Consider the following 13,545-nt stretch of genomic DNA (forward strand, 5'->3'; position numbering starts at 1 on the left):
TTAATTATCCTATAAGTTCTTTTGCCTGTGCTAATGCGGCTTCTGTAATTTTACTTCCAGAAAGTAACTGGGCAATTTCGTTCAGTTTCTCGTCGTCGCTCAAAGGAATTATAGTAGATTGTGTTTTACCGGAAATATCCTGCTTTACCACTTTATAGTTGTCGTTTCCTTTTGCAGCAACCTGCGCCAGGTGTGAAATAACGATCAGCTGCATATCTTCAGACATCTCTCTCATAAGATTTCCGATCTCTTCGGCAACTTTTCCGGAAACTCCGGTGTCAATTTCGTCCAGAATAAGAGTTGGAAGCTCATCACTTTCAGCAATAATTTTCTTTACGGCCAGCATTACTCTTGATCTTTCACCTCCAGAAATAGCGGTCTGAATAGGTTTTAAAGGAAACCCAGAATTCGCCTGAAACAACAGCTGTATATTTTCTTTTCCAAACGGATTGAATTCCTCAGCATCCTGCAGTTCTATATCAACTTTAGCTTTTTCAAGACCTAATTTTTTCAGAAGAGTTTCTGCTTTTTTGATGAAGACAGGAATGTTTTTATGCCTGTTCTTTGAAAGCTTTGCAGCAAGACTTTGAAGTGCTTTCTCTTTTTGAGAAATATTCTCTTCTGTTGCTTCTATCTGTTCCTCCAGCTCAGAAGCTCCTCTCTGATCTCCTGACAGCTGGTTTCTGATCTCAATCAATTCATTAAGATCTGAAACATTATGTTTAAGAAATAGAGCGTTTATTTTATTATTAAGATCGGTAAGGTGTATCAGGTTTTCTGGATTGATTTCCACTTTTTCTGCGGTATGCTCCAGTTCAGAAATAATATCTTTCAGTTCTACAAAGGAAGTTTCCAGCCTTTCATCAAGCTCTGCAAAACTGGTAGAAACTTCAGAAATTTTTGAAAGCTTATGGGTAGCTTCATGAAAGAAAGACAAAATCCCTATTTCTTCCTGATGGAACCTGGACAGAATCTGACCTACGTTTTCGGAAATCATTCCTGCATTTTCCTGAATGGAAAGCTGGTTCTGAACATCTTCATAGTCTACATCATCAAGTTTCAGTTCTTCCAGTTCATTGAGTAAAAATTCTTTATAATCGCTTTCTTTATTGGCTTCAGAAAGTTGAGTTTTCAATTTCTTCAACAGCAGTTTCAGATTTTGAAAGTCGGAAAAATCCTTCTGATATTCTTCAATAATTTTTTTGTTATCAGAAAGTCCATCGATAATTTTAAACTGATATTCTGAGGTAAAAAGGTTAGATGTTTCAAACTGGGAATGAATATCGATCAGCTGTGAGGAAAGTTCCTTTAAAATATCCAGCGTCACCGGAACATCATTGATGAAGGCACGGGATTTTCCCGATGGCAGAATTTCTCTTCTTATAATTGTCTGAAGCTCGTAGTCGAGATCATTTTCAATAAAGAATTTCTTAAACTGGTTGTTCAGGGAGAATTCAGTTTCAACGACGCTTTTCTCTTCAGATTTGGCAATGGATTTCACATCTGCTCTTTCTCCCAAAATAAGTCGTAGAGCCCCTAAAATAATAGATTTACCCGCACCCGTTTCACCGGTAATTACCTGTAAACCATTTTTAAGAGATACTTCAAGAGTATCTATCAGGGCAAAGTTTTTAATGTAAATTCTCGAAAGCATTGATAATCCGGGTTATGATCCAATTTGAGTTTGAACTGTAAAAATAAGTTTTTTTTTAATGAACTGAGAAAATGTTTACGTGCTTTCTGCTCATTAACATTTTTTTCATCTCTAACTTGTTATTAAGTTATTTCTCGAAAATTTTAAAGAGTTTCAATGGATTCCAATCTTACACTTTCCACTTATTCCATTTATTATCAATGTTTTTCGGAGAAAGAATAATCATTGTCTGTTTAAGATCATTAAGAATCAAACCTCCGTTATTTCCGGAATTGAATATATTGAAGATCTCATCACTTTTGGTATCGATGAACAGGTTAAAGAAAAATGCCTGCTGAAATGTATTTTCATACATTTTCAATTGCATCAGGGCATCAAAAATCACTTTTTTCCCGGCAGTCTGATCCTGATTAAAAAGGTTATCCATTCCGGCTCTGTGGTAAGTATAAATAGTAGAACGCAACTGATTCCAGTTAGGATTCATCACTTCATTGATCAATATAGAGCGGCTTCTTGGTTCATTGATGGTATTCCAGCCTTCATAGTTTCTGTTCTGGGAATTCTGCGCAATCTGCTGCGCTTTTGCATACCATTGAGACCCTCCCATAGATTGGAAACTATCTGCATCCAGCCCCAAAATAAGATAAATATAGAAACTGACTACATCCGTAAGATTTTTTCCTGAAAACTGTCTTTCATTAAAAATAAGACTTTCATTTTCAATATATTCAAAACCAAATCTCTGATCCTGAAGATTGATTAAAGGGGATTCGTAAGTCGTATTGTAAACAGGACGCATAGCCTGAACAACAATAGATCCTTTGAATCTATTTCCATCTCTTTCTCCAATAACAACGGAAAAACCACATTTTATTTTTTCAAAATTCTGAAGCTTTTTCCCTGTCCAGCTTGTATTATTGATAAAGTCTCTGAGACTTTTTTCCAATGCTTTAAATGCCTGCTGGTTACTTCCTCCTACCTGTTGAGAGTTTACCTGAACGGTTGCCAACAGCTCTTGAGAAAAACTTTGGGTATATATAAAAAACAGAAAAAATAAGCTTATAATTTTTTTCATTGTCTATTAAAAATTGAGAACGGAAATTTATTAAAATTATTTTAAAAGTTGAGACTCAACAAAATTAAGAATATCCTTCGCTACATCATCTTTGGATTTCAGCTCGAATTCTTTTTTCTCCGTTTTGGTAAATATCCTTATTTTATTGGTATCATTCTTAAATCCGGCTCCTTCATCACGAAGAGAGTTCAATACAATCATATCCAGATTTTTCTTCTCCAGCTTTCCTTTTGCATTTTCCTCTTCATTTTGGGTCTCCAGGGCAAAACCTACCAAAAACTGGTGTGTTTTCTTTTCACCCATCGTTTTAAGGATATCCGGATTCTTAACCAGCTCAATGGTCAGGTTATCGTCATTTTTCTTGATCTTCTCTTTCGCCACTTCTTTTGGCGCGTAATCAGCCACCGCAGCACTTGCAATACCGATGTCTATGCTGTCATAAAATTCAAATACTTTTGCAAGCATTTCTTTTGCTGAAGTGACTTTATGAAGCTCAACATTGGGATCATTAATGGTTTGGAAACTCGGTCCTGAAATCAGAATCACTTTGGCTCCTCTTTTTGAAGCTTCTTCAGCCAGAGAAAATCCCATTTTTCCAGATGAATGATTTCCGATGAATCTTACCGGATCTATGGCTTCATAAGTAGGACCAGCCGTAATTAAAACGGTTTTTCCTTCAAGACTCTTGGAATGGCTGTTTGTTGTAAAATAATTTTCAATTGTATTAAAAATCGTTGACGGTTCTGCCATTCTACCCTGCCCGATCAGTCCGCTTGCCAATTCACCATTTTCTGCAGGAATAATAATATGTTCAAAGCTTTGTGCAAGCTCCAGATTTTTCTTTGTGGATGGATGTACATACATATCAAGATCCATCGCCGGAGCTATGAAAACCGGACATTTTGCAGACATATACGTTGCAATAACCAGATTATCACACATCCCGTGGACCATTTTAGACAGTGTATTGGCCGTACAGGGAGCTACAATCATCACATCTGCCCACAGTGCCATTTCCACATGGCTGTTCCATGTTCCGTTATCACCATAAAATTCTGAATACACCGGTTTTTTGGATAGTGTAGACAGGCTCAGTTTCGTCACAAAATGTTCTGCATCAGGGGTCATAATGACCTGTACTTCGGCACCTTTTTTCACAAAATCCCTTATCAAAAAATGAATTTTGTAGGCTGCAATTCCACCAGAGACGGCGATAAGTATCTTTTTACCGGAAACACTCATTGAGTTCTAATTTTTTGAAATACTAAAATACTTATTTTTTCCCACACAATCAGGCTTTAAAACAACAAAGGTCATAAAAGAACTAATTTCTTTTATGACCCTCATTTATAAAAAACACAGAAGATTATTTTCTTTCTTCTGTTTTTCTGAAATAAACATCTTCGTTTAACCACTCTTCAATAGCAATTGAAGTTGGCTTTGGAAGCTTTTCGTAATGTTTAGAGATCTCAATTTGCTCTCTGTTTTCGAAAACCTCTTCTAATGTAGAATTGTGAACGGCAAATTCATCCAATTTGTTGTGAAGTTCCGTACGGATCTCCGCATTGATTTGCTCTGCTCTCTTTCCCATGATAACAATAGCTTCATAGATTGAACCTACTTTATCTTCAATCTTATCTTTATCGTAAGTAATAGTATTTACTTCTGCTTTTGTATCTTTTACACTCATTTTGAGAAAATTATTTTTATTTTAAGATGGCAAATTTACGAATTATCTTTGAATTTTGAAAGTCGCTGCAGGAGGAGGGGTCTTAAGTGCTGCACTGTCCCTCTGTAACTGCATTGCTTTCTTTTCATTGCTAATCTGATCTTTAATTTGCTGTTCTGTTTTACCTTGATCAGCCAATTTTTCAGCTTCTTTTTTCTGTCTTGCTGTTAAAGCTGCAATTCTTGCATCCGTTTCTTTTTTAACGACAACAAAGTGTTCTTTTTCTTTTTCCAATTTTTCTTTCAGATCTGTAGCTGTTTTAGAATATTCTGTATTAGGAAGCTCTTTCTCTACAAATCTTGTATACGTCAATGCACTTTCAATACGCTCTGCCTTAAGACCATAAATAGATTTCATTGCCAATTCATAGCGGGACTTCATGATATAATCATAAATTTTTGAACGAAGTTTTGTACTCGGAAAATCTTCCAAAACGTTTTCCAATGATACATTGGCCGCTTTATAATCACCCATTTTGAAGTATTGTCTTCCATTTTCATAGGCTTTAAACTCAAGCTTATAAGACAATTCATCAATTAACTGGCTGATATTTTTAGACCTTTCAGAGTTTGGATAGTTGTTCAGGAAATCCTGAAGCTCATTGATTGCCAATTCTGTACTGGATTGGTCTAAGTTATAATCCATTGATCCTTCATAATAGCACAGTGCAGACATATAGGCTGCCTCTTCTGCTCTTGGATCTTTTGGAAAACTAACTGCAAAGTTCTTGAACTGGTGACCTGCCAGTTTATAACTCTTGTCATAATAGTTGGCATAAGCAGTGTTGAAACCTACATTAGGGAAATCATCTGTTCCTGCCACAAGATTTGCAAGTCTGTCATAAAGAGCCAATGCATTTTTCCACTTTTTCTTAGCGAAGTTTTCATTAGCTGCTTTCAAGATAAATTCTTTATCAGCACTCCTCATTGCTCTTTCCTGCTGGCTTACACAAGATGAAATCACCGCTACAGCAAAAAGACCTAAAATATATTTTTTCATATAAAAAGTTCAACAGTTTTCGGATTATACAGCCGATTTACTAATTTGCAAAAATATAACTTTTTTGTCAATAGATTTTTTTTTATGAATATTTAACGTAATTTTAGTCTGCAGCGTATCCCAAAATCGCAAAAACACTTAATAAAAGATTCATTCTCACCTTTTTTTCAGCTTCTTTGGTATATGTTTCTTCATTTTTACTTGGAACATACAACTCATAAAAGTTTTTATTTCTGATTACAAATAAAGTAGACCCAATAATCATGGTAAGAATATCTTCAGGCTTTGGGGTAAAAGTAAAAACTCCTGAAGCCACCCCTTTTTTGATTACTTCATCCAGTTTTTTCACGAATAGTTGGTAGAAATCAAGCAATTCGTCTTTCAGGTTTTCTGTATGGCGAAGTTCCTGGGTAACAAACCCATGGAAATAATTATACTTGAACAGTTGAGAAACGATATATTTAATCATTTCCCGCATCTGCATTTCCGGTTTTCCATCTTTGATGGTATCTGCAAATTCTGAAAAATTCTCTCTGGTCTTCAGTACTCTGTACTGGTAGAGATAAGACATCATTTTCTCTTTAGACCCGAAGTAATAAGAGATCATGGCAACGTTAATATTTGCTTTGGAACAGATATCTCTTACAGAAGTTCCTTCATACCCTTTTTTTGCAATGAGCTCTTCTGCAATGTCCAGTATGTGAATCTGTTTTTCCGTAAATTTTTTTTTCATGAAGTGTACTTTGAGTAAAGTTAAGAAATTTTTAACACATTTATAAACGATCGTTTAATAATTTTAAATTAAATCTTAAAAATACTTATTTTTGAACATGGAGTTTTTTGATTTTCATCATCATAAAAAATATATCAGAAACGGAATTTACAATCTGGGGAAAGAGATTCCGCCTGATTTCCCTTACTCTATCGGCATTCACCCAAATGATATTGATAGTAACAATATTGAACAGCAATTATCATGGATGAGAAGTATGATGTTTGAAAATTGTTTTGCTATTGGTGAATGCGGTCTGGATTCTTTGGTTTCTATAGATCAGAAAATTCAGGAGGAAGTTTTTTTAAGGCAGATAAAAATCGCAAATGAGGTAAAAAAGCCTCTGATTATTCATTGCGTAAGAAAATTTTATGAGGTTATTTCTTTTAAAAAGAAGGCCGAGCAGCCCATGATCATCCATGGTTTTAATAAAAAACGACAAATTGCTGAGGATCTTCTGAGCAATAATTTTTACCTGAGTTTTGGAAAAGCTGTTTTGTATAATTTATCTTTGCAGGATATTATAAAAAACACTCCATTAGACAGAATCTTTTTAGAAACTGATAATGAAGACTTTAACATTGAAGAATTGTACATTAAGGTTTCAGAAATAAAAGCGATTTCTCTGGAACAGCTGAATGAACAAATTTTGGAAAATTTACACTCAATAAAAAATGGATAAATACTGGCTGGAAAGAACTGAACTTTTGATAAAGGAAGAAGGATTAGATAGGCTGATCAAAGCGAATGTGCTTGTTGTAGGTTTAGGCGGAGTAGGTTCTTTTGCCGCAGAATTTCTTGCGAGAGCCGGGGTAGGAAATATGACCATTGTGGATGGTGATACAGTAGATATTACCAACATCAACAGACAGCTGCCTGCTTTACACTCTACTGTCGGAAAACATAAGGTGGATGTTGTTGCTGAAAGGCTTCTTGATATCAATCCGCAGCTTAATTTAACGAAAATCAATGAATTCCTGAATCCGGAAAGAATGGATGAAGTGCTGGATTCTGCAAAATTTGATTATGTTTTGGACTGCATTGACAGCGTTACTCCAAAACTGTCTTTAATTATTGCTGCCAAAAGAAGAAGGATAAAAATCGTAAGCTCAATGGGAGCCGGCGGAAAAACCGATCCAAGCAAAGTATTGGTAAGAGACATCAGTAAAACCGAACACTGCCACCTTGCAAGACAGGTAAGAAAAAGGCTGAAAAAAGTAAAAATTGACAAAGGTGTCCGTTGTGTTTTTGCCAATGACATTCAAGATGAAGAAAGTTTGAAAATGACTGACGGAACCAATTATAAAAGATCTTTTTACGGAACAATAAGTTATATGCCTGCCATTTTCGGGTTGTACACGGCTTCAGAAGTGATTAATCATTTATTAAATCAGGATTAAATTTTACACTCCGTAAATGACAAACTCCAAATATCCCAGAGCGGAAAAGCTCAAAAAAAACACGGAAATCAGTTTGCTTTTTGACAAAGGCAAATGGAGAACCAGCGGAAATCTGAGAATCATTATTCTGAAAGACAAACCTAATCTTCCTGTAGAAATCTCCAGATTCGGGGTTTCTGTCTCTAAAAGATACTTTAAAAGAGCTGTGCACAGAAACCGCATCAAAAGATTGCTGAGAGAATGCTACCGTCTGAATAAGGATTTATTTAAACAATCCTTTGGAGAGAAAACAATGGCTATGCTGTTTTGGGCATCTCCTGAAATGCCTCCGAAATTCCAGGATGTGGAAGCGCAGTTTATAAAGCTTTGTGAAGCTCAGAAAAAATAATTTTTCATTAGAATAAAAGATCTGTGAGAAGTTTTTTATCCCACAGATTTACACTGATCATTGTGTAGATACTTTATTTTTATTCTAAATCTCAAATAGCGAAACTCGCATCCCATCTCATATTCCGGACTTAGAAATTAACAACTCTTAATATCATATACTTTTTGTAATTTAGGGAAAACAATAAATCTGAAAATTAATATGTTAGATAATATTCCCTATTTTTCTTATGTCATCAGTGCATTTATCGGGATTGGATTGGCCGCGGCTACGGGATTTCGGGTATTCCTCCCGATGTTTATCGTAAGTCTTGCTTCATATTTTAACTGGATCCCTATGAATGAGCATTTTGAGTGGCTTGCAGGCCTTCCTACGCTTATTATAACAGGAATTGCCACAGTGGCTGAGATCCTTGCTTATTACATCCCTTTTGTTGATCATTTGCTGGACACGATCTCTATTCCCATGGCTACGGTAGCGGGATCTATATTATTTGCCAGCCAGTTTGCTGAACTGGGAACATTTCCACAATGGGCGCTGGCATTAATTGCGGGTGGAGGTACAGCAGCCACGATAAGTTCCGGATTTGCGGGAATACGAGCCGCTTCTACAGCAACAACCGGAGGATTGGGGAATTCTGTGGTAGGAACCACGGAAACAGCCGGAGCAGGTCTTATGTCTGTTCTTGCCATGGCAGCGCCAATTATTGCAGCAATTCTTGCAATAATTATATTAATTCTTGTTATTGTCTTTGGGCGGAGGGCCTGGAAAAAATTAAGAGGAAGTAAAAATAACCCATAGAATTTATAAATAAAAAAGGTACTGCTCTAAACAGTACCTTTTTCTTTTAATTTTTACTTCTAAAGTCCTTAATATTCTGAATTTTAGATTCAAAATATTCTTTTTTCTCAGGACTCTTTTTGATTAATATTTCAAACGCTTTTATCGCTTTTGTGTATAGTTTCTGTTCAAAATAAAGATTGGCCAACGTTTCTGTCATCAAATGGGAGATATCGTCATTCTTTTCTTTAACAACATAGGAACTTTCTTCTTTTAACTGGCTGATTCTAGGGTTATTTTCCAGGAAGGTTTCAATAGCCTTTTCTTTGATTTCTGATTTTTCCTTTTCAACTTCTTCAGTTCTGTCAATCTTAAGCCAGCTTTGCCAGGTATTGATAAAACCGGGAACATTACTGTCTAATGTTGACTGTGTTGTATTCTTCATAGTAACTTCCTGTATTTTCTCTACAGGCTCTTCTTTCTGCTTTTCTTCCACCTTAAGAGTAGAAATATCGGTTCCAAAGAAAGAAACATTCATCACTGGAACTTCTTCTTTTGCATCCGTTTTATCAGCATTTTCTTCGGATGCTTCAACAGGGGCAGAATGATCTTCAATAACTTCTACATTATCTTCTACTGCAGGTAAAGTATCTTCCTGAGCAATTTCTGTAACAACGTCAACTGTTTCAGATGGAGCTTCAATTTCAATTACCGGTTCCTCCGCAGGGATAATTTCTGCTATGGGAACTTTTATTTCAGGAACTGATGTTGCAGCTGATTTATTGATTAAAGAATCCGGCCTATTGGATTCCACACTCATTGGCTTCCATGCGGACTGAACTTCATGGACTTCTTCTTTTTCTTTTTCTTCTGCAGCTTCAACCTTAGCTTCTTCTACAGGCAATTGATCTTCAACAATTTCTTCCTGTACCGGCTCTTCTTTGATTTCCTCAGGCTTTTCTTCATTTGTTGACCAGAAATGGAAATTCTGGGTTTCAGCGAAGCTAATTTCATGATCTCCAGTTGCTTCAAGCTCTGCCTTTTCTTCTTGAGCAACAGGTTTAGCCTCCTTCATCTTTTTCTCAACTTCTTCAATCAGACGTCTCATTTCCTCTTCATGCTTATTCACATGAGGTTGGGAAACTTCAGCTGTTTCAGAGATTTCATCGTTGTTAGCCTGGATTTTAACATCTGGCATGAATGATTCCGTGCCATGGAAGCTTACTTCAGCATCGGATAATTCTACTAAAGGTTCTTCTTCATTACCTTTTGTATCTTCTTTTTCAGCAGAAATCTGATCTTCGTCGATAATGGCTTCTGGTGTAAAATTTTCACCAGCATTCTCTTCTACTTCAACCTGTATTTCTTCTTGCAGAGCAGACTCTTCTTTAGAAACAGTTATAGTTTCATTAGCTGTTGATTCTGCTTTTACAGGTTCTTCAGCTACTTCTTCAATATTTTCTTCAGGAACTAAAGGAGCGATCTCATGGAAACTTATATTTTCGTCTTCTTCAATCTTCTCTTCTTCTTTTTCTGAAGAAATCTGATCTTCATGAATAATAGTTTCTGGGGTAAAGTCTTCTTCTGATTTCTCTACTTCAGATGGTAGCTCTTCTATTTGTTCGGTAACAGATTCTACTGCAGTTTCAGTCTTTTGGGTTACCAAAGTTCCTGATTCAAGAGTAGATTCAATATCTATCGTTTCAGAATTTTGTTCATCAAGGAAATTTTCTTCTCCTTCAAATAAAATTCTGTTTCGTTCACCGTTTACATAGATAGGTTCAAGCTGTTGTAAAGTTGGTATTACACATGCGTTTCCTTGCTCCTCTTCTTGTTTCTCCAAAGAGACTTCTTCCTCTCTTTTAAGAGGAAAAGATTTACTTTTAGGGGCAAATTGAACCGGTTTTTCAATTGTTTTGGAAGGAATCTTCTCTTCAACAATTTCTGGTTTAGCCTCCTGAATGATCTTCCCGTTGATCAGTTGATATAAAATCTTTTTATCAGTAGTATATGCTGCTGTTATAGAAAGCTCTTTCTGATAATTTTCTTTTTCGTACAGATGCACTCCATAGAGATGAAGCGCCCTGATATTTTGAATATAAGGAAAAGTGTGAATCTCTTCTTTCAAAAGACTAAGGTCTTCTGACTGAATATTTTTCGGATTTTTTATTAATTCTAAAACTCTCGGATTCATCTTACCAATTCGCTACAATGTCGTTAAATATCTTATTAATAATTCTATCTGTTACCAGCTTTACCTGCTGGTCTTCGATTTGACTTAGTGATACATCACTGTTGAAAGCTGCTTCATCGGAATAGGTTCTGTCAAAACTTGCATCTGGATGAATTTTATTTTCATAATGTACTTTCACTGTAATCGTAAGTTTATTCTGTGCCTGCTGAATGACTCCACCAGAAGGATTGGTCTGGGTATTGGAGCTGATGGTAGTAGGAGTAATTGAATAGTCGGTAATTTCCCCTTCTATCAGAATATCAGGATTTTCTTTTGTTCCTTTCAAAGTTGTTCTCTGAAGGAATCTATTTTGTATTGCTGTAGAAAACTGTTGAGATAATGCAGGATTTACCAAGGGTGCATTATTAGGAAATTCATTGATCTGAACAGTTTTTTCATCTGTAAGAGATGATCCCGTAAAGCTGTAACATGAGTTTAGAACTCCCAGCACAGCAAAAAGTATCCCCGTCAGTAATGACTGTTTCAGACTGATATTTTTAATTTTAAAATTCATTTTTAGATCCAATTTCAGTAATTTCATCATACTCAATTTGTTGCATAGCATCTTCATAAGCAAAATAGTTTGCTGTGTATAAAAACGGCAGGGTAAGGAAAAGTCCTATCCCACAGGCAACAACACCAATCTGAGCTAAAATACTCACTACTAATGAGAAAAGAAAAATTGACAACAGATTTCCCTTCGTCATTACTTTTGAGATATTCCAGGCTTCTTTTATTTCTTTAACTCCTTTAAGACTGATTAATGGAATGATATAAAAGCCTTTCAATACGAAGTAATATATCGCTGCAATCAATAAAAACACATAAGGAATCATAAAAAGCCCAACCATCGGGTTAGGTTCACTACGTTCTGATATTGCCCCTGATATACCCAGGACAGCAAATAAAGGAATGTAAAGCAGTAAAACACCTCCAAAAATAATTAACTGCAACATAAAGTAAGGCATGAAGTCTTTAAAATCAAAGATATCTCCGGGACTTGCCGGTTGATTTCGGCTTAGCCTTTGAAGGTACTTGTATAAATTACCCATTGCCAACAGTCCGCAGAACGGAATAATTGACATGATAAAGCACACTAAAAATGCTATAAAAATGTTCCCGAAATCTTTCTTTAAAAGTTCGAAACCTTTATTAATGTATTCTCCGAGTTTAAAATTGATCGGCTTAGGTGTTAAATTTACTTTCATTATTGATGTTGTGCTTAATCTTCCAGGTTATATTGTTTTATTTTTCTGTATAAAGTTCTTTGTGAGATTCCCAGCTCATCTGCTGCTCTGTTTCTGCGTCCTTTATGCTTCTCCAACGCTTTGATAATCAAATCCTTTTCGTTATTCTGAAGAGAAAGTGACTCTGGTCTGTTTTCTTCCACTTCGATATCTTCAATATCTTCATAACTGTCTTCAGGAGTTGAAATAATCGTAGGCGTCTGAACTACTGGTGCATCATTACTATTATCAAAATACAATAAAGATCCGGAGTTCACCTGTGGCTGACTTTCAGGGGTATAAATCCTGTTGATCAGGTTTTTCTCATGGTTACTCAGATCTGCTGTTCCTCTGTTCTTAATCAATTCCGAAGTTAAGGATTTTAAATCATTAATATCATTCCTCATATCGAATAGAATTTTATACATGATTTCTCTTTCGCTTCCGAAATCGTTTTGCTTAGTAGCATTTTGAGTATTTACCACCATCGGAAGGTGGGTTTCCATAGGAATATACTCTGCAAGTTTCTCAGCCGTTATATTTCTGTTTCTTTCCACAACGGTCATTTGCTCCACTAAGTTTCTTAATTGACGGATATTCCCCGGGAAAGAATAACTTTCTATGTAATGAACAGCACTCTGTTCCAGCTCCAACTCCGGCATTCTGTACTTTTCTGCAAAGTCTATGGCAAACTTTCTGAACAGCAAGTGAATGTCTCCTTTTCTTTCTCTCAAAGGCGGCATATCAATCTGAACAGTATTCAAACGGTAATATAAATCCTCACGGAATCTTCCGTCATGGATGGCTTTCATCATATTAACGTTGGTAGCTGCTACAATTCTCACATTGGTTTTCTGTACCTGCGAAGAACCTACTTTCATAAATTCACCACTTTCCAGCACTCTCAAAAGACGAACCTGTGTCTGAAGTGGAAGTTCTCCTACCTCATCCAAGAAGATGGTTCCACCATCTGCAACTTCAAAATATCCTTTTCTTGTAGCGGTAGCACCGGTAAAAGCTCCTTTTTCGTGCCCAAAAAGCTCAGAGTCTATTGTTCCTTCGGGAATTGCACCACAGTTTACCACAATGTAGGGCTGATGCTTTCTTTTGGATTCTGAATGAATGATTTTCGGAATAAATTCTTTTCCAACTCCACTTTCCCCAATTACCAGAACAGAAATATCTGTAGGGGCAACCTGAATAGATTTTTCCAGTGCCCGGTTGAGTGCCGGAAAGTTTCCGATAATTCCGAAACGGTTTTTTATGTTTTGTAACTCGTTGCTCATAAG

At 36.1% G+C, this 13,545-nt stretch carries 14 protein-coding genes; 4 read left to right on the forward strand and 10 right to left on the reverse strand.

Annotated features, from left to right (window positions below; translation table 11 throughout):
- Positions 1-4: 4 nt before the first annotated feature.
- From AC57AW_RS00885 to AC57AW_RS00910, 6 genes are all read right to left on the reverse strand, one after another.
- On the reverse strand, positions 5-1,654 hold the full coding sequence (locus tag AC57AW_RS00885) for a DNA repair protein RecN (protein ID WP_496350491.1): 1,650 nt from the start codon (positions 1,652-1,654) through the stop codon (positions 5-7).
- Between the two features lie 169 nt (positions 1,655-1,823).
- A complete protein-coding gene (porD, locus tag AC57AW_RS00890; RefSeq protein WP_496350492.1) occupies positions 1,824-2,729 on the reverse strand; it encodes a type IX secretion system protein PorD in 906 nt (301 codons plus the stop codon).
- Between the two features lie 36 nt (positions 2,730-2,765).
- Positions 2,766-3,971, reverse strand: coding sequence for a bifunctional phosphopantothenoylcysteine decarboxylase/phosphopantothenate--cysteine ligase CoaBC (gene coaBC, locus AC57AW_RS00895; protein WP_496350493.1), 1,206 nt, complete (start codon positions 3,969-3,971; stop codon positions 2,766-2,768).
- A 124-nt stretch (positions 3,972-4,095) separates the two neighbouring features.
- Positions 4,096-4,419 (reverse strand): DNA-directed RNA polymerase subunit omega, encoded by a 324-nt coding sequence (locus AC57AW_RS00900; protein WP_034681463.1) that lies wholly within the window; start codon positions 4,417-4,419, stop codon positions 4,096-4,098.
- Between the two features lie 42 nt (positions 4,420-4,461).
- Positions 4,462-5,457 (reverse strand): outer membrane protein assembly factor BamD, encoded by a 996-nt coding sequence (locus AC57AW_RS00905; protein WP_318848482.1) that lies wholly within the window; start codon positions 5,455-5,457, stop codon positions 4,462-4,464.
- Between the two features lie 103 nt (positions 5,458-5,560).
- Positions 5,561-6,190, reverse strand: a complete 630-nt coding sequence (locus AC57AW_RS00910; RefSeq protein WP_027372956.1) for a TetR/AcrR family transcriptional regulator — start codon at positions 6,188-6,190, stop codon at positions 5,561-5,563.
- 97 nt (positions 6,191-6,287) lie between these two features.
- Here AC57AW_RS00910 and AC57AW_RS00915 point away from each other — a divergent pair, with 97 nt between their 5' ends.
- The 4 genes from AC57AW_RS00915 to AC57AW_RS00930 all read left to right on the forward strand — a co-directional run bounded on the left by AC57AW_RS00915 (position 6,288) and on the right by AC57AW_RS00930 (position 8,818).
- On the forward strand, positions 6,288-6,911 hold the full coding sequence (locus AC57AW_RS00915; RefSeq protein ID WP_496350494.1) for a TatD family hydrolase: 624 nt from the start codon (positions 6,288-6,290) through the stop codon (positions 6,909-6,911).
- Entirely contained in the window at positions 6,904-7,629 is a 726-nt protein-coding gene (locus AC57AW_RS00920; protein WP_318848484.1) for a tRNA threonylcarbamoyladenosine dehydratase, read from the forward strand. The genes AC57AW_RS00915 and AC57AW_RS00920 overlap by 8 nt, the downstream gene beginning before the upstream one ends.
- Before the next feature lie 16 nt (positions 7,630-7,645).
- Positions 7,646-8,017, forward strand: coding sequence for a ribonuclease P protein component (gene rnpA, locus AC57AW_RS00925; RefSeq protein WP_318848485.1), 372 nt, complete (start codon positions 7,646-7,648; stop codon positions 8,015-8,017).
- 201 nt (positions 8,018-8,218) lie between these two features.
- A complete protein-coding gene (locus AC57AW_RS00930; RefSeq protein WP_496350495.1) occupies positions 8,219-8,818 on the forward strand; it encodes a DUF4126 domain-containing protein in 600 nt (199 codons plus the stop codon).
- A 46-nt stretch (positions 8,819-8,864) separates the two neighbouring features.
- On the opposite strand, the gene AC57AW_RS00935 is transcribed toward AC57AW_RS00930, so the two are convergent.
- From AC57AW_RS00935 to AC57AW_RS00950, 4 genes are read right to left on the reverse strand one after another with little or no spacing between them, the layout of a single operon-like run.
- The gene (locus AC57AW_RS00935; RefSeq protein WP_496350496.1) at positions 8,865-10,991 is read right to left on the reverse strand and encodes a DUF8458 domain-containing protein; all 2,127 of its coding nucleotides are present in this window, start codon (positions 10,989-10,991) and stop codon (positions 8,865-8,867) included.
- A 1-nt stretch (position 10,992) separates the two neighbouring features.
- The gene (locus tag AC57AW_RS00940; protein ID WP_318848488.1) at positions 10,993-11,544 is read right to left on the reverse strand and encodes an LptE family protein; all 552 of its coding nucleotides are present in this window, start codon (positions 11,542-11,544) and stop codon (positions 10,993-10,995) included.
- The gene (locus AC57AW_RS00945; RefSeq protein ID WP_318848489.1) at positions 11,534-12,238 is read right to left on the reverse strand and encodes a hypothetical protein; all 705 of its coding nucleotides are present in this window, start codon (positions 12,236-12,238) and stop codon (positions 11,534-11,536) included. The genes AC57AW_RS00940 and AC57AW_RS00945 overlap by 11 nt, the downstream gene beginning before the upstream one ends.
- A gap of 14 nt (positions 12,239-12,252) precedes the next feature.
- Positions 12,253-13,542, reverse strand: a complete 1,290-nt coding sequence (locus tag AC57AW_RS00950) for a sigma-54 interaction domain-containing protein (protein WP_496350497.1) — start codon at positions 13,540-13,542, stop codon at positions 12,253-12,255.
- Positions 13,543-13,545: the final 3 nt, after the last annotated feature.

This window comes from Chryseobacterium sp. BGA-UO-ETr-SB22, assembly GCF_059567885.1.

Coding starts and splice junctions, on each gene's coding strand:
- AC57AW_RS00885 (WP_496350491.1), bottom strand. CDS start 1,654: ATGCTTTCGAGAATTTACATTAAAAACTTTGCCCTGATAGATACTCTT.
- porD (WP_496350492.1), bottom strand. CDS start 2,729: ATGAAAAAAATTATAAGCTTATTTTTTCTGTTTTTTATATATACCCAA.
- coaBC (WP_496350493.1), bottom strand. CDS start 3,971: ATGAGTGTTTCCGGTAAAAAGATACTTATCGCCGTCTCTGGTGGAATT.
- AC57AW_RS00900 (WP_034681463.1), bottom strand. CDS start 4,419: ATGAGTGTAAAAGATACAAAAGCAGAAGTAAATACTATTACTTACGAT.
- AC57AW_RS00905 (WP_318848482.1), bottom strand. CDS start 5,457: ATGAAAAAATATATTTTAGGTCTTTTTGCTGTAGCGGTGATTTCATCT.
- AC57AW_RS00910 (WP_027372956.1), bottom strand. CDS start 6,190: ATGAAAAAAAAATTTACGGAAAAACAGATTCACATACTGGACATTGCA.
- AC57AW_RS00915 (WP_496350494.1), top strand. CDS start 6,288: ATGGAGTTTTTTGATTTTCATCATCATAAAAAATATATCAGAAACGGA.
- AC57AW_RS00920 (WP_318848484.1), top strand. CDS start 6,904: ATGGATAAATACTGGCTGGAAAGAACTGAACTTTTGATAAAGGAAGAA.
- rnpA (WP_318848485.1), top strand. CDS start 7,646: ATGACAAACTCCAAATATCCCAGAGCGGAAAAGCTCAAAAAAAACACG.
- AC57AW_RS00930 (WP_496350495.1), top strand. CDS start 8,219: ATGTTAGATAATATTCCCTATTTTTCTTATGTCATCAGTGCATTTATC.
- AC57AW_RS00935 (WP_496350496.1), bottom strand. CDS start 10,991: ATGAATCCGAGAGTTTTAGAATTAATAAAAAATCCGAAAAATATTCAG.
- AC57AW_RS00940 (WP_318848488.1), bottom strand. CDS start 11,544: ATGAATTTTAAAATTAAAAATATCAGTCTGAAACAGTCATTACTGACG.
- AC57AW_RS00945 (WP_318848489.1), bottom strand. CDS start 12,238: ATGAAAGTAAATTTAACACCTAAGCCGATCAATTTTAAACTCGGAGAA.
- AC57AW_RS00950 (WP_496350497.1), bottom strand. CDS start 13,542: ATGAGCAACGAGTTACAAAACATAAAAAACCGTTTCGGAATTATCGGA.